Origin of the sequence: Variovorax sp. OK605 (assembly GCF_900115445.1) — a bacterium.
Taxonomy (GTDB): domain Bacteria; phylum Pseudomonadota; class Gammaproteobacteria; order Burkholderiales; family Burkholderiaceae_C; genus Variovorax.
Genome location: NZ_FOWL01000001.1, coordinates 344,139 through 362,590 on the forward strand (window position 1 = coordinate 344,139; position 18,452 = coordinate 362,590).

General features: G+C 70.3%; 18 protein-coding genes. 14 read left to right on the plus strand and 4 right to left on the minus strand.

Going from position 1 to position 18,452, the window contains the following annotated elements:
* Positions 1-29 precede the first annotated feature (29 nt).
* From BM013_RS01515 to BM013_RS01555, 9 genes are all read left to right on the plus strand, one after another.
* Entirely contained in the window at positions 30-965 is a 936-nt protein-coding gene (locus tag BM013_RS01515; protein ID WP_093121932.1) for a hypothetical protein, read from the plus strand.
* Between the two features lie 38 nt (positions 966-1,003).
* On the plus strand, positions 1,004-2,275 hold the full coding sequence (locus tag BM013_RS01520) for a lipopolysaccharide biosynthesis protein (RefSeq protein ID WP_093121934.1): 1,272 nt from the start codon (positions 1,004-1,006) through the stop codon (positions 2,273-2,275).
* Complete coding sequence (locus tag BM013_RS01525; protein ID WP_093121936.1) at positions 2,272-3,546, plus strand: glycosyltransferase WbuB; 1,275 nt, start codon at positions 2,272-2,274, stop codon at positions 3,544-3,546. Before BM013_RS01520 ends, BM013_RS01525 begins: the two co-directional genes overlap by 4 nt.
* Positions 3,543-4,703 carry a UDP-glucose 4-epimerase GalE gene (gene galE, locus BM013_RS01530; protein ID WP_177225401.1) on the plus strand — a complete coding sequence of 387 codons (1,161 nt, stop codon included), beginning with the start codon at positions 3,543-3,545 and terminating at the stop codon, positions 4,701-4,703. The genes BM013_RS01525 and galE overlap by 4 nt, the downstream gene beginning before the upstream one ends.
* Positions 4,696-5,472 (plus strand): LuxR C-terminal-related transcriptional regulator, encoded by a 777-nt coding sequence (locus BM013_RS01535; protein ID WP_093121938.1) that lies wholly within the window; start codon positions 4,696-4,698, stop codon positions 5,470-5,472. Before galE ends, BM013_RS01535 begins: the two co-directional genes overlap by 8 nt.
* Positions 5,473-5,527: 55 nt before the next feature.
* Positions 5,528-7,033 carry a mannose-1-phosphate guanylyltransferase/mannose-6-phosphate isomerase gene (locus tag BM013_RS01540; RefSeq protein WP_093121941.1) on the plus strand — a complete coding sequence of 502 codons (1,506 nt, stop codon included), beginning with the start codon at positions 5,528-5,530 and terminating at the stop codon, positions 7,031-7,033.
* An 83-nt stretch (positions 7,034-7,116) separates the two neighbouring features.
* A complete protein-coding gene (locus BM013_RS01545; RefSeq protein WP_093121943.1) occupies positions 7,117-7,491 on the plus strand; it encodes a hypothetical protein in 375 nt (124 codons plus the stop codon).
* Between the two features lie 77 nt (positions 7,492-7,568).
* On the plus strand, positions 7,569-8,408 hold the full coding sequence (locus BM013_RS01550) for an alpha/beta fold hydrolase (RefSeq protein WP_093121946.1): 840 nt from the start codon (positions 7,569-7,571) through the stop codon (positions 8,406-8,408).
* On the plus strand, positions 8,405-9,535 hold the full coding sequence (locus BM013_RS01555; RefSeq protein ID WP_093121948.1) for a PAS domain-containing sensor histidine kinase: 1,131 nt from the start codon (positions 8,405-8,407) through the stop codon (positions 9,533-9,535). The genes BM013_RS01550 and BM013_RS01555 overlap by 4 nt, the downstream gene beginning before the upstream one ends.
* Before the next feature lie 109 nt (positions 9,536-9,644).
* Here BM013_RS01555 and BM013_RS01560 read toward each other — a convergent pair whose 3' ends face one another.
* The 4 genes from BM013_RS01560 to BM013_RS01575 all read right to left on the minus strand — a co-directional run bounded on the left by BM013_RS01560 (position 9,645) and on the right by BM013_RS01575 (position 13,142).
* A complete protein-coding gene (locus BM013_RS01560) occupies positions 9,645-9,947 on the minus strand; it encodes a hypothetical protein (RefSeq protein WP_093121951.1) in 303 nt (100 codons plus the stop codon).
* A gap of 323 nt (positions 9,948-10,270) precedes the next feature.
* Positions 10,271-11,449 (minus strand): DSD1 family PLP-dependent enzyme, encoded by a 1,179-nt coding sequence (locus BM013_RS01565; RefSeq protein ID WP_093121954.1) that lies wholly within the window; start codon positions 11,447-11,449, stop codon positions 10,271-10,273.
* Positions 11,450-11,460: 11 nt separating this feature from the next.
* Positions 11,461-12,459 carry a tripartite tricarboxylate transporter substrate-binding protein gene (locus tag BM013_RS01570; RefSeq protein WP_093121956.1) on the minus strand — a complete coding sequence of 333 codons (999 nt, stop codon included), beginning with the start codon at positions 12,457-12,459 and terminating at the stop codon, positions 11,461-11,463.
* Positions 12,456-13,142 carry an HAD family hydrolase gene (locus tag BM013_RS01575; RefSeq protein WP_093123293.1) on the minus strand — a complete coding sequence of 229 codons (687 nt, stop codon included), beginning with the start codon at positions 13,140-13,142 and terminating at the stop codon, positions 12,456-12,458. Before BM013_RS01575 ends, BM013_RS01570 begins: the two co-directional genes overlap by 4 nt.
* Positions 13,143-13,232: 90 nt before the next feature.
* On the opposite strand from BM013_RS01575, the gene BM013_RS01580 reads away from it, so the two are divergent.
* The 5 genes from BM013_RS01580 (at position 13,233) to BM013_RS01600 (ending at position 18,392) form a co-directional block, all read left to right on the plus strand.
* Positions 13,233-14,150 (plus strand): LysR family transcriptional regulator, encoded by a 918-nt coding sequence (locus BM013_RS01580; protein WP_093121959.1) that lies wholly within the window; start codon positions 13,233-13,235, stop codon positions 14,148-14,150.
* Positions 14,151-14,244: 94 nt separating this feature from the next.
* On the plus strand, positions 14,245-15,261 hold the full coding sequence (locus BM013_RS01585) for an ABC transporter substrate-binding protein (RefSeq protein ID WP_093121961.1): 1,017 nt from the start codon (positions 14,245-14,247) through the stop codon (positions 15,259-15,261).
* Positions 15,258-16,367, plus strand: coding sequence for an ABC transporter permease (locus BM013_RS01590; RefSeq protein ID WP_093121963.1), 1,110 nt, complete (start codon positions 15,258-15,260; stop codon positions 16,365-16,367). The genes BM013_RS01585 and BM013_RS01590 overlap by 4 nt, the downstream gene beginning before the upstream one ends.
* Complete coding sequence (locus BM013_RS01595; RefSeq protein ID WP_093121966.1) at positions 16,361-17,161, plus strand: ABC transporter ATP-binding protein; 801 nt, start codon at positions 16,361-16,363, stop codon at positions 17,159-17,161. The genes BM013_RS01590 and BM013_RS01595 overlap by 7 nt, the downstream gene beginning before the upstream one ends.
* A 37-nt stretch (positions 17,162-17,198) precedes the next feature.
* The gene (locus BM013_RS01600) at positions 17,199-18,392 is read left to right on the plus strand and encodes a c-type cytochrome (protein WP_093121968.1); all 1,194 of its coding nucleotides are present in this window, start codon (positions 17,199-17,201) and stop codon (positions 18,390-18,392) included.
* Positions 18,393-18,452 lie beyond the last annotated feature (60 nt).

The window sequence follows — 18,452 nt, forward strand, 5'->3', positions numbered from 1 at the left end:
CCACATTTCTTCAACCCTAGCCAAACGTCATGAACCCCACCCTGCCCTTCATCGTCGTGGAAGATCGCCAGAACAAGACCCTCGCGTCGTGCCGCGAATCGGCGGCACTGGCGCAAGAGCCGCTCTTCGTGCTGGCCGAGACCGACGCCGGTCCGGCCTACGAAAGGTTCTGCCGCTCGTACGTGCACCTGTCGAGCAACACCCCGGAGTTCGAGAAGATCTGCTTTCGGCGCTACTTTCTCCTGGCGCAGTTTCTGGAATCCAACCCCGATGTCGGCGCTTTCGTGCTGATCGACAGCGACGTGCTGCTGTTCGACGGCGCCGGGCCGCACATCGGCAGGCTCGTGGGCAAGGCGGATTTCTCGGGCTCGTGCATGCAGAGCGCCGACGGCTGGAACCCCTGCCAGATCTCGCCGCACGTGAGCTACTGGACCGCCAACGGCCTGCGCCGCTTCGTGGCCTACGTGCTCGACAGCTACGCCACGCCGTCGGGCCGGCGCAAACTGCGCGAGATCGCCGCGCGCTTTGCCGCGCGCGGCGTGCGCGGCGGCGTGTCCGACATGACGCTGCTGTACCTGTGGGCGCGCACCACCGGCAACGACGCGCCCATCAACCGCGTGTTCGACGGCATGGTCATCGACCACAACATCAACGGCACGCACAACAACCAGCTGCGCGAGTTCAAGGTGCTCGGCGGCGCCAAGCGCGTCACCTACCGCGACGGCAAGGCCTGGCTCAGCAACACCGCCGACGACGGCATGACCCGCGTGGTGGCGCTGCACTTCCAGGGCAGCGCCAAGATGGCCATGCCCTACGCGCTGCGCGGCCACATGCGCACCGTGGCGGCCGTGACCTACGGGCTGCAGATGGCGCGCCGCGCCAAGAACAACGCGTTTCGCGCCGGCAACTTCGTGCGCCGCCTGTTCGACGCGCGCCGCGTGCCGCACGCGTCGGCAAGCAAGTAAGCGCCAGACAGCAGAACAGCCATACAGCCGCCGACGCCATGAAACCCTTCAGCCCGTCCCTCACCCTGCCCGGCGCGCGCATGGCCTGGCTCTCCGGCCTGGGTGCCCTCGCGTCGCGGCTGTACGTGTACCTGTCGGGTTTCCTGGCCATCTTCCTGATGGCGGCGAGCATTTCGCCGGCGCGCTTCGGCGAGTACTCCATCTACCAGTCGGTGATGGAGGTGGCGCTGGTGGTCGGCACGCTGGGCAGCTCGCTGCTGTTCTCGCGCAACGCCGCCGCCGCGCAACCGGGCATGCCGCCGGGCGTGACGCGCGGCGACGTGGTGCGCACGCTGTCCATCGGGCTGCCGCTGGCCACCGTGCTGGTGACCGTGATCCTCGCGGTGCAGCGCCTGCCGGTGGGCGACGCGCCCTTCCTGCTGGTGGTGGCCACGCTGGCGGTGTTCGCCTTCAACAGCCTGCGCCTGTCGTTCAGCCGCGGCCTCGGGCACGCGGGGCTGCTCAACCTCGAAGCGGGCATCCGCTCGACCATCCTGGTGGTGGGCGTGGGCCTGTGCGCGGTGCTGCACTTCGAGCTGGGCGTGGCGCACCTGCTGCTCATCAACCTGTTCGCGGTGGTGGTGGTGTGCGCGGCCATCGGCCTGCCGGGCAACGGCGCGGCACCGCCCGCCGGCCGGCACGCGCTGAGCCTGGCGTCGCAGGCCAGCGCCACCGTGTATTCGCTGCTCACGTTCCTGCTGCGCAAGTCGGACCTGCTCATCGTCGCGTACTTCATGCCGCTGAGCTACGTGGGCGCCTTCAAGCTGGCCTTCCTGCTGGCCGAGGCGCCTTCGCAGTTCGTGCAGGCCTACCTCGTCACCAAGACGCCGGCCATGCTGGAGACCACCCCGGAGAACTTCACCGCGGCCAGGCTGCGGCTGGCCAGGCAGTCGTTCCTGCTGGGCTGCGGGCTCTTCGTGGGCCTGGGCGCCGTCATCTCGGTGGCCGCGCCGCTGCTCAAGCTGGGCAACGAGGCGCGCGCCATCTTCCTGTGCATTGCGCCGTACTTCCTGCTGCGCACCTACACGATCCACCACGAGATGGTGCTGTCGCTGAAGACCTCCATGGGCTCGCTGGGCCGCTGGGCGCTGCTGGAGGTGGCGCTGCGGCTCGCGTCGTACGGCGCCGTGGTGGCGGTGTTCCCCGACAAGCCGCACTACGTGTTCTTCCTTGCCTGCCTGAGCGACTTCGTGCTGTACGAGACGCGCATGCGGCTGCACTTCGGCTTCTTCCCCATCGTGCGCCTGCTCTCGCGCAAGGCCGCGCCATGAAGATCCTCGTCTACTCGATGAATTTCATGCCCGAGCTCACGGGCATCGGCAAGTACTCGGGCGAAATGGCCGAGTGGCTGCACGCGCGCGGGCACGAGGTGCGGGTGATCGCATCGCCGCCCTTCTTTCCGCAGTGGTCGGTCTACAAGGGCCATTCGGCCTGGGCCTACCGCAAGACCGACTGGAACGGCGTGACGATCTACCGGGCGCCGACCTGGGTTCCCGCCAAGCCGCGCGCGCTCGGCCGCATCGGGCACCTGCTGTCGTTCACGCTGTCGAGCATTCCGGTGCTGCTGGCGCAGCTGCGCTGGAAGCCCGACGTGGTGTTCGTGGTGGAGCCGCCCGTTTCCTGCGCGCCGACCGCGCTGTGCTTCGCGAAGCTGCTGGGCGCGCGCTCGTGGCTGCACATCCAGGACTACGAGGTCGACGCCGCATTCGATCTGGGCTGGCTGCGCGGCGAACGCGTGCGGCGCTTCGCCCAGGCCACCGAGCGCTGGCTCATGCGCCAGTTCGACCGGGTCTCGACCATCTCCTCGACCATGTGCGCCAGGGCGCGCGACAAGGGCGTGGACGACGCGCGCATGGTGCTGTTCCCGAACTGGGTGGACATCGACAGCATCCGGCCCGTGGTGCGCCCGCCCGTGGCCGAAGGCGTGGCGGCACCGGGCTATCGGGCCGAGCTGAACATTCCCGTCAGCGCGGTGGTGGTGCTCTATTCGGGCAGCCTCGGCACCAAGCAGGGCATCGAACTGCTGGCCGAGGCGGCGCGCCTGCTGGTGTGCTCGCACGACATCCACTTCGTGTTCTGCGGCAACGGCCCGAGCCGCGCGGCGCTCATGAATGCCTGCGAGCGGCTGGACAACGTGCACTTTCTCGACCTGCAGCCCGCCGAGCGGCTCAACGAACTGCTGGGCATGGCCGACATCCACGTGCTGCCGCAGCGCGCCGACGCGGCGGACCTGGTCATGCCCTCCAAGCTGGGCGGCATGCTGGCCAGCGGCCGCTGCGTGGTCGTCACGGCCCATGCCGGCACCGCGCTCGGCGAGGCCGTGTCGGGCCGCGGCGTGCTGGTCGAGCCCGGCGACGCGGCCGCGCTGGCCGATGCCATCGAACAGCTCTCGGTGTCGCCCACCACGCGCGAGCTGCTGGGCGCGGCCGGCCGCCGCTTCGCCGAGGCCGAACTGGACCGCAACGTGATCCTGCAGCGCCTCGAAGAGGAACTGCAGCGCTGCATCGCCCGCACGCCGCAACCCCAACGGAGCCGCACATGAAGCCGAACGCCAGGATCGCCGCCCTGCCCGCACCGCGGATTCTCGTGACCGGCGGCGCGGGCTTCATCGGCAGCCACACCTGCGTGGCGCTGATCGCGGCAGGCTACCAGCCGGTGGTGCTCGACACGCTCGTCAACAGCGACGCGCGCTCGCTGCACCGCGTGGCGTGCATCACGGGCGTGGAGCCCGCGCTGGTTCGCGGCGACGTGCGCGACGCCGCTGCGCTCGACCGCGTGTTCGCCGAGCACGCCATCGGCGCGGTGGTGCACCTCGCGGGCCTGAAGGCCGTGGGTGAGTCGGTGGCCGACCCGGTGAGCTATTACGACGTCAACCTCGCCGGCACGCTGGCGCTGGTGCAGGCCATGGCGCGCGCCGGCGTGCGCGCGCTGGTCTTCTCGTCGTCGGCCACGGTGTACGGCGACGCGCAGCTTTCCCCCATTCCAGAGAGCGCGCCTTGCGCTGCCGTCAATCCGTACGGGCGCACCAAGTCGATGGTCGAGACCGTGCTGGCGGACCTGGCCCATGCCGACCCGCGCTGGGGCATTGCCTGCCTGCGCTATTTCAACCCGGTGGGCGCGCACGAGAGCGGCCTGCTCGGCGAGCGCCCGCACGGCCCGCCCAACAACCTGATGCCCTACATCTCGCAGGTGGCCGTGGGCGAGCGCGACCACCTCGTGGTGCACGGCACCGACTACGACACCGTCGACGGCACCGGCGTGCGCGACTACGTGCACGTGATGGACGTGGCCGAGGGGCACGTGGCCGCGCTGCGCCACGCCGCGCGCAGCCCCGGCATCCTGATGACCAACCTGGGCACCGGCCGCGGCGCGTCGGTGCTGGAAGTCGTTGCCGCGTTCGAGCGCGCGAGCGGCCGCCACATCGCCGTGCACGTGGGCCCGCGCCGCCCCGGCGACGTGCCCGCCTACTGGGCCGACGCCCGTGGCGCGCGCGACGTGCTCGGCTGGCGCGCGCGGCGCGACCTCGACCAGATGTGTGCCGACAGCTGGCGCTGGCAGTCGACCAACCCGCACGGCTTCGACGACCCGGTGCCCCCGCACCTGGACCCCGCATGGTCTCCCGACGCAGGAGCGCTTCCGGTTTTCGCCGCGGACATGCCGCGTTTTCACACATCCAACCTGGGACACACCAATGGCTGACAACGCACCCCGCTCCTTCGGCGACCAGGCCGACAGCCGCTCGGGCTATCCGCCGGGCATCCTGCCGCCGACCGCGCCGCTGTGGCCCGGCTTCCTGACCGGGCAGGAAGACGCACCCGTTCGCGTGCTGCTGGTGGACGACGACGAGTTCATGCGCCGCGTGATCGCGCAGGAGCTGCTGTCGGACATGCGCATCCAGCTCGAGGGCCAGGCCGGCAGCCTGCGCGACGGGCGCCGGCTGGTGGCCACGCAGCCCTTCGACGTGCTCATGGTCGACCTGCGCCTGGGCGACGGCAACGGCTTCGACCTGATCCGCGAGGCACGCAAGATGAACACGGCCTGCGAAATCATCGTCATCACCGCGCTGGAGGACGAAGCCCACGTGCTGCAGGCCTTCGAGCTCGGCGCCACCGGCTACCTGCTGAAGGACGCCTGGCTGCAGAGCTTTGCGCAGGCGGTGCTGCAGGTGGTGAACGGCGGCGCGGCCATCACGCCGCGGCTCGCGCGCCGGCTGCTGGCGCGGCTGAGCCACCGCCCCGCCGGTGCGCCGCCCTCGGTGGAGCCGCCGCAGCGCGAGGCCACGCTGACCGCGCGCGAATGCGAAATTTTGCGCTTCGTGGCGAACGGCCATGTCACCGAGGAAATCGGCGTGAAGCTGGGCATCTCGGGGCAGACCGTCAACGCCCACATCAAGAACATCTACAAGAAATTGCACGTGCATTCGCGCGCGCAGGCCGTGAGCTACGCGGCGTACTCCGGCCTGATCTGAGAGAACCCTCCACCCCGCGTCACACACCACACCCTTCAACGCTAGGCAGGCGATCATGAACACCACCCCCATCCATCCCGTGATTCTTTGCGGCGGCAGCGGCACCCGCCTGTGGCCGCTCTCGCGCAAGGCGCTGCCCAAGCAGTTCGCGCCGCTGGTCGGCGGCAAGAGCCTGCTGCACCTCACGCTGGAGCGGCTGTCGGGGCTGAACCGCAACATCACCTGCATCGCGTCGGAAGACCACCGCTTCCTGGTGAAGGAAACGACCGATGCCGCAAAGACCACCGGCCGCCAGATCCTGGAGCCGGTGGCGCGCAACACCGCCGCCGCCATGGCCGCGGCCGCGCTGCTGGCCGAGCCCGACGACCTGCTGCTGTTCGCGCCATCGGACCACCACATTCCGGATGCGGCGCTGTTCGAGCGCACCGTGCGCAGCGGCGTCGACGCGGCGCTGGCCGGCAAGATCGTCACCTTCGGCGTGGTGCCAAGCTTTCCGAGCACGGCCTACGGCTACATCGAGGCCGGCGAGCCGTCGGCCGATGGGCGCAGCCAGGCCGTGGTGCGCTTCGTGGAGAAGCCGACCGCCGCCGTGGCCGAGACGCTGCTGCTGCACGGCGGCTACAGCTGGAACGCCGGCATCTTCCTGGTGCGCGCGCGCACGCTCATCGCGGCGCTGCGCGGGCATGCGCCCGACATCCTGCTGGCCTGCGAGCGCGCCACCGCGGCGGCCACGGCCGACGGCAGCTTCCTGCGGCTGGACCAGGCCGCCTTCAGCGCCTGCCGCAGCGACAGCGTCGACTACGCCGTGCTCGAGAAGCACAAGGACATCGCGGTGGTGAAGTTCGAGGGCATGTGGAGCGACGTCGGCAGCTGGAACGCCGTGGCCACCCTGCACCCGGCCGACGACGCCGGCAACCGCCTGAGCGGCAAGGCCAGCGCGCTGAATGCCCGCAACACCTTCATCCACGCGCCGCACCGCCAGGTGGTGGCGCTGGGCACCGACGGCCTGATCATCGTGGACACGCCCGACGCCGTGCTGGTGGCCGGCGCGGGCTGTGCCGAGCAGGTGGCCGACGTGGTGCGCAAGCTGTCGCTGCAGGGCTGCGCCGAGGCCACCGAACACCGGCGCGTGGTGCGGCCCTGGGGTGCGTACGACAGCGTGGACAACGGCGAGCGCTTCCAGGTCAAGCGCCTGACCGTCAAGCCCGGCGCCAAGCTCTCGCTGCAGATGCACCACCACCGCGCCGAACACTGGATCGTGGTGAAGGGCATCGCCAAGGCCACCTGCGACGGCGTGGTGACGCTGGTGCGCGAGAACGAATCGATCTACCTGCCTTCGGGCGCGATCCACCGGCTGGAGAACCCGGGCAAGACCGAGCTCGAGGTCATCGAGGTGCAGACCGGCAGCTACCTGGGCGAGGACGACATCGTGCGCTTCGACGACACGTATGGGCGCTGCGCGCCGATGGCGCCTGCGCTGGCGGACGGTGTGACGCCGCAGCCGGTGACATCTGCGGGGTCGGGGTCGACTGCGGTGTTGCATGCGCCCGTGGCGCATTGAGCGGCGTCGTTTAAGCTGCGGCGCTCCCTCCGCGCGTCCTGATGACAGCATGTGACGCGCAGCCACTTCCTGTTGACGGACCGATGAACAAGATAGACGAGAGCCGCGCGCTGGTCGAAGAGATATGGGCCCGGCCCGAGGCCTGGGACGCGAACCTTCGTTCGGCCGAGGCATTGCTGGCCAGCGCCCTTGCCGCGCATCCCGACGACATTCGGGCGCTGACCTGCATGGGCGCGGTTCTGAGCGACCAGGCGCGGCACGAAGAGGCGGTGCCCATGCTCCGGCGCGCCGCAAGCCTGGGTTCGACGGACCGCAACACCTACTTCAACCTTGGCGTTGCGCTGCTCGGCTGCGCGACCAAGGCCGAGGCCGAGGCGATGACCGCCTTCGACACCGCGCGCAAGTTCGATGCGGCCGATGGTTCGTGGGAGGCCTACTTCGACCCGCAGGCGCAGTAGCATTCGCCCCCGCCAACGACCACAATGGCCTCCGCGCGCAAAATAGACCCCTTTTTCGCGATCTTGACGGCGGCTCCATGAACATCCAGCAGCGCAACAACATCCAGGTCCTCGGCGGCGGGGATCGGACGATGGTCTTCGCACACGGCTTCGGCTGCGACCAGAACATGTGGCGCTTCATGGCGCCCCGGTTTGCCGAACGCCACCGCGTGGTCACCTTCGACCTTGTCGGCTCGGGCCAGTCCGACCTGGGCGCCTACGACAAGACGAAGTACGCGAGCCTCCAGGGCTACGCCGACGACCTGCTGGAAATTGCCCACGCGTTCGGCCGCGGCCCCGTGCTGTTCGTCGGCCACTCGGTGAGCGCGATGATCGGCATGCTTGCCGACCTCAAGGCCCCGGGCACCTTCGCGGCGCACATGATGATCGGCCCGTCGCCCTGCTACATCAACGACGGCGACTACACCGGCGGCTTCACGCGCGAGGACATCGACTCGCTGCTCGACACGCTCGAGAGCAACTACCTCGGCTGGGCCAGCAGCATGGCGCCCGCGATCATGGGCGTGCCGGAGCGGCCCGAGCTCGGCGCCGAGCTCACGGCCAGCTTCTGCCGCACCGACCCCGAGATTGCCAAGCAGTTCGCCAAGGCGACCTTTCTTTCGGACAACCGCGAGGATGTGGCCAAGCTGCAGACGCCCACGCTGGTGATCCAGTCGTCGGAGGACCTGATCGCGCCCGTGGCCGTGGGCGAGTACATGCAGCGCACGCTGCCGCGCGGCACCCTGCGCGTGGTGGCGAACACCGGCCATTGCCCGCACCTGAGTGCGCCGGGCGCTAGCTGCGACGCGATCGAGGAGTTTCTCGACGCGCTCGACCTGCCGGTCGGCGGCGCCCTCGAACCCACCCGGGGCCAATGACCGGCGCCCTGCCCGAGCCCGGCGACCTCCTGGACGAGGCGCCCTGCGGTCTGCTGGTGACCGCGCTGGACGGCACCATCCTCAAGGTCAACGCGACCTTCTGCGAGTGGATCGGCGTGGCGCGCGAAGCGCTCGTCGGCCAGAAGCGCATTCAAGACCTGTTCACCATGGGCGGGCGCATCTTCCACCAGACGCACTGGGCGCCGGCCCTGCAGATGCAGGGCTCGCTGGCCGAGGTGAAGTTCGACGTGCGCCACCGCGACGGCAAGAACATTCCGATGATCCTGAACGCGCGCCGGCGCAAGCGCGCGGAAGGCGAGTTCGACGAGATCGCCGCCTTCGTGGCCGAAGACCGCAACCGCTACGAGCGCGAGCTGATGAGCGCGCGCACGAAGGCCGACGCGCTGCTGGAGGCCGAGCGCGAAGCGCAGCGCCTGCTGATGGACCGCGCGCTGTTCGCCGAGCAGATGGTGGGCATCGTGAGCCACGACCTGCGCAACCCGCTGTCCGCCATCCTCATGGGGCTGCAGCTGCTCGGGCGCACCGAGAACGAGCGCCGCGTGCGCGTGCTGGGCCACGTGCGCAACTCGGCCGAGCGCGCGCAGCGCCTCATCGAGGAACTGCTGGACTTCACGCAGGCGCGCGTGGGCAAGGGCCTGAACGTGAAGCTGGGCGCCGTCGACCTGCACGAGGTCACGGCGCATGCGATCGACGAGCTGATGCTGGCCTTTCCGGACCGGGAGATCACGCACCTTTCGCACGGGGCGGGCGAGTGCGTGGCCGACACGGACCGGCTGGCGCAGCTCATCGGCAACCTCGTGAGCAACGCGGCCGCCTATGGCCGCGGCGGCACGCCCATCGTCGTGCGCTCGGAAATCGACGGGCCGGCCGCGATGGTGTCGGTGCGCAACGAGGGCGAACCGATTCCGCCCCACATGCTGGCCACGGTGTTCGAGCCGATGGTGCGCGGGGCGGCCGAAGGCAGCTCGGCGCGCAGCGTGGGGCTGGGTCTTTTCATCGTGAACGAGATTGCGAAGGCGCACGGCGGAACGATGGAAGTGACCTCGGCTTCGGACACCGGGACGGTGTTCACGCTGCGGTTTCCTGCGCACGGCGTTTCGGTGTAGCGGCGTCTTCGTCGCACGGGCTGTTGCCTGGCGAAGGCGCGGTGCTGGGGAAGGAACTGGTGCGACGTGTTGCGCCAGTCCTTCGATCAAGCCCTCCTTTGCGAGGCTTTCAGCGAGGCTTCAGTGCCTCCAGGCGCGCCTGCCATTCGGCCGTGCACTGCTGGAACAGCGCCTCGATCTCATCGGCCATCTGCCACGAGAGCCAGAAGACGCGGTCGATGTACCGCAGTGCTTCGGTCTCGCCCCATCGGGTGCCGTCGCCGTGGCTGGACCACAGCAGCGCGGTGAGCTGAGTGATCTTGTCCTCCAGGCGATCGGAGAGGTCGGAAACGCCATCGGCGTTGGTGTGGGAGGGGCCCCCTGCGTTCGGGGGTACCGGCGTGCGACGCCGGGCTATAGTCTTGGCAGCCATGCGGTGTGCTCTCTTCCAAGGTTTGGCACGTCAAGTGGTTAGACGGCTGGGGTGTTCTTGCGCCCCGGCCGTCGCCTTTTGTGCCTGCGTTCGCACCGGTGCACGTGGGCACGTGGCACCGGCGACCCGCCGCAAGCGAAGCGGGATCGGTCGTTCAGGGGGTGCTTGGGTGCGATGCCTTCCTTGCCCGCTGGGTGGGGCTTTGGGTGTCAGGGGCATCCACTTTAGAGAAGAGAGCGCGCGGCGCGTGAACTGAAAACGCAAGAAAGTCGCGGTTCGCGCGACTAACTTCGGTTCACGGCAGAAGAAAAAAAGGCGGTGTGTTACCAACCGTGAAAACGGGCCCAGGTCTGCACATCGCCCGCTTCGGACACGGCGTGGTACTCCGGAAATTGCGCGCCCGTGGCACACGCATGGTTCGGCAGGATGCGCAGGCGCGTGCCGATCGGGAAGCGCGCCGCAATGCCGGTGCAGTCCTCGCCCTCCCCCTTATCCTTGCCCTCATCCTTGCCCTCGCGCGACACGATGCCGTGCTCCTGGTTCGCGCCGCTCAGCACATAGCCGTCGAGCACGGTGCCGTCCACCGTGCAGACCTGCCCGTAGCCGAAGTCGCGCTTCTGTTTCTGCGTGCCGCGGTCGCGGCTCATCGCCATCCAGCCCGCATCGACGATGGCCCAGCCCTTCTCGGCCTGGTGGCCGATCACGGTGGTGAGCACGCTCAGGGCAATGTCGCTCTCGGTGCACACGCCCACGTTGCGCATCACCAGGTCGAAGAACACGTACACGCCGGCGCGCACCTCGGTCACGCCGTCGAGCGCCTCGGCCATCAGCGCGGTGGGCGTGGAGCCCACGCTGACCACCTCGCACGGCAAGCCCGCGTCGCGCAAGCGCTGCGCGGCCAGCACGCAACCCGACCGTTCCTGCTCGGCCATGGCGCGCAGGGCTTCGGGCGTGTCGAGCTCGTAGCTGGAGCCCGCGTGCGTCATCACGCCGCGCAGGTGCATGCCGCCTTCGTGCAGCACGCGCGCCACGTCGAGCAGCGCGCCCTCCTGCGGGCGAATGCCGGAGCGGTGGCCGTCGGTGTCGACCTCGATCAGCACCTCGAACGCCTCGCCGTTGGCCTTGCCGAACGCCGCGATGGCGCGCGCCGACTCGACACCGTCGGTGATGATGCCCAGCGCGCAGCCGCGCCGGCGCAGTTCCAGCGCGTGCTGCAGCCGGTGCGGCGCCATGCCGACGGCGTACAGGATGTCGGTGAAGCCCTGCGCGAAGAACTGCTCGGCCTCCTTCAGCGTGGACACGGTGATGCCTTGCGCGCCGGCGTCGCGCTGCGCCCTGGCGACGTCGATGCACTTGGTGGTCTTCACGTGCGGGCGAAAGCGCACGCCCAATGCGTTCATGTGCTGCTGCATGCGCGCGATGTTGTGCTGCATGCGCGAGCGGTCGATCAGGGCCGCCGGGGTGTCAAGGGTATGGAGAGCGTCCAGGTTGTGGTTGTTCATGTCGTGGTCGTTCAATCGAGGTACTCGCCCTTGGCCTTGAGCGCGGGCACATCGTCGCGCAAGCCGCGGGCGATGAGCGCGGACACGGCCGCGGGCTGCAGCGCATCGGCGGCGGGCAGGTCGACGCCCACGGCCTGCATCTGCCTGCGGAATTCGGGGTCGGCGGCGGCGTCGGCCAGCGCGGCGCGCAGGCGCGCCATGGCGGGCTCGGGCGTCCCGCGCGGCGCGAAGATGGCGTTCCAGGCGCGCACGTCGAGCGCCAGGCCCGCCTCGGCGGCCGTGCCTGTGTTCGGCAGTTGCGGCAGCCGCGTGGAAGACAGCACGGCCAGCGCCTTGATCTTTCCGCCCGCCACCTGCGGCAGCGCGGTGGTGGTCTGGTCGCACATGAAGTCGGTCTGCCCGCCCATCAGGTCGTTCATGGCCGGCGCCACGCCCTTGTAGGGAATGTGCGCCACGTTCTGCTTCAACGCCGACAGCAGCAGCACGCAGCCGTAGTGCGAGATCGACCCCACGCCCGCGCTGCCGAAGGAGGCCTTGGCCTTGGCCTTGTTCGTGCCCAGCCATGCGACGAACTCCTCGAGGTTGCTGGCCGGCAGGTCGGCGCGCGCCAGCAGCAGCATGGGCGCGGAGCCCGCGAGGCCCACGGGCAGGAAGTCTTTCTCGGGGTCGTAGGGCAGCTTCTTGTACAGCGCCACGTTGGCCACGTGCGTGCCGATGGTGCCGAAGCCGAGCGTGTAGCCGTCGGGCGCGGCCTTCGCGACCTTGGTGAGGCCGATGGTGCCGCCCGCCCCCGCCACGTTCTCGATGATGACGCTCTGGCCCAGCTTTTTGCCCATGTGCAGCGCGAAGCCGCGTGCCAGCGCGTCGCTGGGGCCGCCGGGCGGGAACGGCACGATCAGCGTCACGGGGCGTTGCGGAAAGGCGTTCGCCGTTTGCGACATGGCCGGCGCATCCAGCGCGCATGCCGCCGCCAGTGCGAACACGCCGCGCAAAAGCACGGCCCGCTTCATGCCTTGCTCCCGAAGGCCTGCAGCCACTGCAGCGCCGGCGCGAGCGTGGCACCTTGCAGCTCGGGCGACGGCGCGCCCTGCGGCAACGACAGGCCCACGCGGTTGTGCCAATAGGTGCGCAGGCCCACCGCCGACGTGCCGAACATGTCGTAGCCCGAGCCGGCCACGAAGGCGGCGTCTTGCGCCTGCACGCCCAGGCGCTGGAGCGCCAGCTGGTACGGGCGCGGGTCGGGCTTGTAGAAGCCGGCCTCTTCCGAGGTGACGACCACGTCCCAGTCGATGCCCAGCCGCGCCGCCGCGCGGTGGCCGAGCCGGGCCGAGCAGTTGGTGACCACGGCCAGCCTGCAGTGCGGCTTGAGCGCCAGCAGCAGCTCGCGCGCGCCGTCCCACACGGGCAGCGTGTCCCACTGCGCGTCGAGCGCGTCTGGGGCCGATGCGGCCATGCCGGTGTTGCGCGCGGCGTCTTTCACCAGCTGCTCGTAGGGCACGTACGCGCCGCAGCCGTAGGTGAGCCGCAGGTACTCGGCGCGCCAGGTGCGGCCCTTGTCCTCGGAGCCGGCGGCGGCGTTCCAGACGGTCCAGGAATCGAGCAGCGCGGTGAGCAGGTCGAACAGCACGGCGCGCGGGTAGCTCGGCGGGCCGCTCGGCACCTGGCTCGGCGGTTGGCTCGGCAAATGTGGCATGTCGGTGGGTGTGTGCATGGCCGTGGACTCTACGTTCGCAGACCCTGTTTGTGCTTCAATGCGCGCTCATCAATCGTTAAGCGCAAGTTAATGATCCAGATCGAAGACATGCAGCTCGCCGCCGCCCTTCTGCGCGAGCCCTCGCTGAGCGCCGCGGCCCGCGCGCTGGACGTGACGCCGCCCGCGCTGTCGATGCGCCTGCGCAAGCTGGAGGCCGCGCTGGGCCTCTCGCTGGCCACCCGCACCGCGCGGCGCCTGAGCCTCACGCCCGAGGGCGAACGCTTCGCGCGCGAGGCCGCCGCGCTGCTCGGCCAGATCGAAGGCCTGCGCGAATCGATGCAGCGCGACGACCAGCGGCTCACGGGCACGCTGCGCATCGCGGCGCCGTTCGGCTACGGGAGGCAATACATCGCGCCGATGCTGGTGCGCTTCGCGCGGCTGCACCCGGGCCTGCACATGCAGCTCGACCTGCGCGAAACGCCCTGGCCCGACCGGCACGACGCCGACGCGGTGATCCACATCGGCGCGGTGCGCGACTCTTCGTGGGTGGCGCGCACGCTGAGCGCCAACGAGCGCTGGCTGTGCGCCAGCCCCGACTACCTGCGGCTGCGCGGCACGCCCCGCGTGCCGCGCGACGTGATGGCGCACGACTGCATCTGCATCCGCGAGAACGACGAAGACGTGACGCTGTGGCACCTGCGCCCCGCGAAGGCCGGTGCCGGCAAGCGCGCCGCCGCCCGCGAAACCCTGCGCATCTCGCCCGCCTACGTGACCAACGACGGCGCCGTGGCGCGCCAGTGGGCCGAGCAGGGCATGGGGTTGGTGCTGCGCTCCGAGTGGGACGCGGCCGAGGCCGTGGCGCGCGGCACGCTGGTGCGGGTGCTGGCCGACTGGCAGTTCGACAGCGCCCCGGTCACGCTGCTGGTGCCCAACCGCAAGGGTCGCACGGCGCGCGTGCAGGCCATCGTCGGGTTCCTGGTGGAGAGCTTCGGCGCGGCAAGAAAGTAGCTGCGCGCATATCCATAGCCGCATTCATTCGTTGGCCGCGCGTGCAGCGCGCGCCAACACTCGGTGCTTCCAATATTCCGGTGGAGAAGCCCCGATGACCGTTCCCTTCGATCACTTGCCACCCTCGCGCCGCAGCGTGCTGCAGGCCGGCGCCGCCGCCGCGGTGGTCGGCTCGGCCGCGCTGCTGGGCGCGTCGGCCTGGTCGCAGCCGCGCAAGCTCACCTTCGCTTGGAGCCAGGCGGGCTTCTGCCTGGCGCCCGTGCCGGTGGCGCTGGAGCGCGGCTTCTTCGAGAAGAACGGGCTCGACGTGGAGCTGCTGAACTGGGCCGGCTCGTCCGACCAGTTGCTGGAGGCGCTGGCCACCGGCAAGGCCGACGTGGGCGTGGGGCTCATCCACCGCTGGGTGAAGCCGCTGGAGGCGGGTTTCGACGTGAAGGTGGTGGGCAGCGTGCACGGCGGCTGCCTGCGCCTGATCGGCGCCAAGGCCGCGGGCGTGACCACCGACGTGGCCAGCCTCAAGGGCAAGACCATCGGCGTGGCCGACCTGAACAGCCCGGCCCGGCAGTTCTATGCCATTCACCTTGCGAAGCGCGGCATCGACATCGACAAGGACGTCGACTGGCGCGTGTACCCCGCCGACCTGCTCGACGTGGCCGTGAGGAAGGGCGAGGTCCACGCCATTGCCGACGGCGACCCGAACGTGTTCCTCATCGAGAAGCGCAACCCGGGCGTGTTCACCGAGCTGGCCAACAGCGCCAAGGGCGAATACGCCGAGCGGCTGTGCTGCATCGTCGGCGCGCGCGGCGAACTGGCGCGCAACGACAAGCCGCGCGCCGCCGCCGTGGTGCGCGCGCTGGCGCAGGCGTCGGACTACGTGTCGGAAAACCCGAACGAGGCCGCGAAGATCTACTCGAAGTACGCGCCCAAGGTGCCGCTCGACGACCTGCAGAAGCTGCTGGCCGAGCTCACCTACAAGCACCACCCCGCGGGCAAGGCGCTGCGCAACGAGGTCGAGGCCTTCGCCACCGACTTCCGCAACGCGGGCATCCTGAAGAAGAGCACCGACGTGGCCCGGTTCGCCAACCACGTGTCGCTGGACGTGCTGGCATGACGACCGCAGAACAAGTGCTCGACGCGCCCTTGGGGCGCCACGGCGACGCGCCCCTGGGGCGCCATAGCGAAGCGCCCGCGCCCCGGCCGCGCACCCCCGCGAAGGTCGCCCAGACCGTCACGCTGCGGCCCGCAGCGCCCTCCGGCGTCACGGGCATCTGGCCCACCGGCCTGCTCGCGTCCGCCGCGTGGCTGGCGCTGGGCCTGCTCACGCTGCTGTGGCCGAACAAGGCGGTCGGCTTCAGCGACTGGGCCTTCACCGAAGAATTCGGCATTGCCACGCTGGTGGTCGCCGCCCTGCTGCTGGCCGTCGCGCTGCTCGGCGCGCGCGCCGCCAAGGTGTCGCACACGCTGCGGCCCGCCGGGCAATGGCTGGTGGCGCTGGCCGCCGTGTTCGCGGTGTGGGAAGTCGCGACCGCCAAGCTCGGCGTGCTGCCCTCGCCCTTCTTCGCGCCGCCGCAAAGCCTGATCGACGTGCTGCACGAAGACTGGCAGCGCCTGGGCCTGTCGACCGCGTACTCGCTGCGGCTGCTGGCCAACGGCTTCGTGCTGGGCGCGCTGGTGGGTTTCTTCACGGGCGTGTCGATCGGCTGGTCGCGCATCGCGGGGTACTGGGTGCATCCGCTGCTGCGCTTTCTCGGGCCGGTGCCCGCGTCGGCGCTGCTGCCGCTGGCTTTCTTCTTCGCGCCTTCGAGCTACGTGGCGGCGGTGTTCCTCGTGGGGCTGGCCACCTTCTTTCCGGTGGCGGTGCTGACGTGGTCGGGCGTGGCCTCGGTCCACAAGAGCTACTACGACGTGGCGCGCACGCTGGGCGCGTCGGAGCGCTTCCTGGTGCTGCGCGTGGCGATTCCGGCGGCGCTGCCGCAGGTGTTCGTCGGCCTGTTCATGGGCCTGGGTGCCTCGTTCTCGGTGCTGATCACGGCCGAGATGATGGGCGTGAAGGCCGGGCTGGGCTGGTACCTGCAGTGGGCGCAGGGCTGGGCCGCCTACGCCAACATGTACGCGGCGCTGTTCGTCATGGCGGCGCTGTGCTCGGGCCTCATCACGCTGCTGTTCAAGGTGCGCGACCGCGTGCTGTCGTGGCAGAAGGGAACCGTGAAATGGTGAACGCCGTGCATTCTTCTTCGCCTGCACCCGAGGTCACGCGCGGCGCGCAGATCGACATCAAGGGTGTCAGCCACTGGTTCGAGGTGGCCGGCGGCGTGCTGCAGGTGCTCGACGGCATCGACCTGCAGGTGCGCCCCGGCGAGTTCGTCGCGCTGCTGGGGCCCAGCGGCTGCGGCAAGTCGACGCTGCTGCGCCTGGTGGCCGGGCTGGAGCCCGCCACCACCGGCACGATCACGCAGAACGGCGAGCCCATCACGCGGCCCGACCCGTCGCGCATCGTCGTCTTCCAGGACCCGACGCTCTACCCCTGGCGCAGCGTGTGGGACAACGTGGCGCTGGGCCTGCAGGCGCGCGGCGTGCTCAAGGAACAGCGCGCCCGCGTCGACGAGGCGCTCAAGCTCGTGGGCCTGAGCGACTTCGCCAAGGCTTTTCCGCATCACCTCTCGGGCGGCATGGCGCAGCGCGTGGCGCTGGCGCGCGCGCTGGTGAACGACCCGCAGCTGCTGGTGCTCGACGAACCGCTGGGCAAGCTCGACTCGCTCACGCGCATCGCCATGCAGAGCGAGCTGGTCAACCTGTGGCAGCGCGCGGGCTTCTCGGCGCTGCTGGTCACGCACGACGTGGAAGAAGCGCTGTTCCTCGCCAACCGCGTGATCGTGCTGAGCGACCGGCCGGCGCGCATTGCGGCGGAGATCGTGGTCGACCTGCCCTACCCGCGCCACCGCGGCGACGCGCGGCTGGCCGCGCTGCGGCACGAAGCGCTGAAGCACCTGGGACTCGACGCCACGTGGTGACGATGGCGCAGCGGACGGCGCGGACGGCGCGAAAGCCATGAACGGCGCCCCCGAAGCCGATTGGCTCAACCTGCTGATCGGCCTGCTGCAAGGCGCCCAGCTGCAACTGCTTCGCCTGCTCGACGCGCTGGGGCTGGTCGCGCACGCGCATGGCCAGCCCGCCTGGCCGTGGGCGCAGCGCCTGTCGGGCGAGAACCTGCTGATCGACCTCGGCCAGGCGCGCCGGCTCGGGCTCACGGTGCTGCTGGTCGCGGCGGCGGTGCTGGTGTTGCTGCTTGCGCTGGCGTGGCGCCGCGGCCGCATCGGGCTGATGGGGCTGGTGGGGCTGGTGGGGCTGGTGGGGCTGGTGGGGCTGGTGGGGCTGGCCACCTTGCTGGCCGTGGCCGCGCCCTGGCCCGAGGCCCACGTGGTGCTGGTGCCCGCGTACCCCACGAGCTTCCAGAAGTCGCCCACGGGCTTCACCGCCGACAGCATCGAGCGCGGGCGCGTGCTCTACGCGGCACAGTGCGTGGCCTGCCACGGCACCGACGGGCGCGGCCAGGGCCCGCTGGCCGCGTCGCAACCCGTGTGGCCGCCCAATCTCTCGGGGCCGCTGCTGTGGCGGCGCGCCGATGGCGACGTGCTCTGGCACGTGCTGAACGGCATGCGCGACCGGCGCGGCGCGCCCACCATGCCGGGCTTCGGCGCCGCGCTGCGCGACGAAGACGCCTGGGCGCTGATCGATTTCATGAAGGCCCAAGGCGCCGGCGAAAGCCTGCGCGCGGCCGGCCTGTGGACCCAGCCCATCGCGCCGCCCGACGTGACGGTGCAATGCAAGGGCCGGCCACCGCGCCTGCTGAGCAGCTGGCGCGGGCAGCGCCTGCGCATCGTCGCGGCCGGCGGCGAGCGCCCGCTCGAAGATCCGCGCATGGTCACCGTGTTCCTGCAGGCGGCAACCGCGCCAGCCGCGGGCGACTGCGTGGCCGACTCCGCCGCGGCCTGGTCCGCCTTCTCGCTCATCGCCGCGACCGACCGGCTCGCGGGCACGCAGCTGATCGTCGACCGCGACGGCTGGCTGCGCGCGCGCGGCGAGCCCGGCAAGGGTGCGTGGAGCGACGACGACCTGCTGTGCCGCACCGACCCGCCCGCCCGCGCCGATGCCCGCGCCCTGCCGGCGGACGGCCTGGGCGCGCTCATCGCCCGCATGGACGCCGAACCCGTGCGTTTCGTCAAAGGCGGCTTCGTGCATTGAGCCAACAGGACTACGATGTTTTCCGGGGCCCCGGCCCCTTTCGTCCATCCATGCCAAGGA

What these genes read in the sequence shown, in the direction of transcription:
- BM013_RS01520 (WP_093121934.1), top strand. Translation starts at nt 1,004, where the DNA reads ATGAAACCCTTCAGCCCGTCCCTCACCCTGCCCGGCGCGCGCATGGCC.
- BM013_RS01515 (WP_093121932.1), top strand. Translation starts at nt 30, where the DNA reads ATGAACCCCACCCTGCCCTTCATCGTCGTGGAAGATCGCCAGAACAAG.
- BM013_RS01550 (WP_093121946.1), top strand. Translation starts at nt 7,569, where the DNA reads ATGAACATCCAGCAGCGCAACAACATCCAGGTCCTCGGCGGCGGGGAT.
- BM013_RS01560 (WP_093121951.1), bottom strand. Translation starts at nt 9,947, where the DNA reads ATGGCTGCCAAGACTATAGCCCGGCGTCGCACGCCGGTACCCCCGAAC.
- BM013_RS01555 (WP_093121948.1), top strand. Translation starts at nt 8,405, where the DNA reads ATGACCGGCGCCCTGCCCGAGCCCGGCGACCTCCTGGACGAGGCGCCC.
- galE (WP_177225401.1), top strand. Translation starts at nt 3,543, where the DNA reads ATGAAGCCGAACGCCAGGATCGCCGCCCTGCCCGCACCGCGGATTCTC.
- BM013_RS01565 (WP_093121954.1), bottom strand. Translation starts at nt 11,449, where the DNA reads ATGAACAACCACAACCTGGACGCTCTCCATACCCTTGACACCCCGGCG.
- BM013_RS01525 (WP_093121936.1), top strand. Translation starts at nt 2,272, where the DNA reads ATGAAGATCCTCGTCTACTCGATGAATTTCATGCCCGAGCTCACGGGC.
- BM013_RS01580 (WP_093121959.1), top strand. Translation starts at nt 13,233, where the DNA reads ATGATCCAGATCGAAGACATGCAGCTCGCCGCCGCCCTTCTGCGCGAG.
- BM013_RS01535 (WP_093121938.1), top strand. Translation starts at nt 4,696, where the DNA reads ATGGCTGACAACGCACCCCGCTCCTTCGGCGACCAGGCCGACAGCCGC.
- BM013_RS01595 (WP_093121966.1), top strand. Translation starts at nt 16,361, where the DNA reads ATGGTGAACGCCGTGCATTCTTCTTCGCCTGCACCCGAGGTCACGCGC.
- BM013_RS01545 (WP_093121943.1), top strand. Translation starts at nt 7,117, where the DNA reads ATGAACAAGATAGACGAGAGCCGCGCGCTGGTCGAAGAGATATGGGCC.
- BM013_RS01600 (WP_093121968.1), top strand. Translation starts at nt 17,199, where the DNA reads ATGAACGGCGCCCCCGAAGCCGATTGGCTCAACCTGCTGATCGGCCTG.
- BM013_RS01590 (WP_093121963.1), top strand. Translation starts at nt 15,258, where the DNA reads ATGACGACCGCAGAACAAGTGCTCGACGCGCCCTTGGGGCGCCACGGC.
- BM013_RS01585 (WP_093121961.1), top strand. Translation starts at nt 14,245, where the DNA reads ATGACCGTTCCCTTCGATCACTTGCCACCCTCGCGCCGCAGCGTGCTG.
- BM013_RS01570 (WP_093121956.1), bottom strand. Translation starts at nt 12,459, where the DNA reads ATGAAGCGGGCCGTGCTTTTGCGCGGCGTGTTCGCACTGGCGGCGGCA.
- BM013_RS01540 (WP_093121941.1), top strand. Translation starts at nt 5,528, where the DNA reads ATGAACACCACCCCCATCCATCCCGTGATTCTTTGCGGCGGCAGCGGC.
- BM013_RS01575 (WP_093123293.1), bottom strand. Translation starts at nt 13,142, where the DNA reads ATGCCACATTTGCCGAGCCAACCGCCGAGCCAGGTGCCGAGCGGCCCG.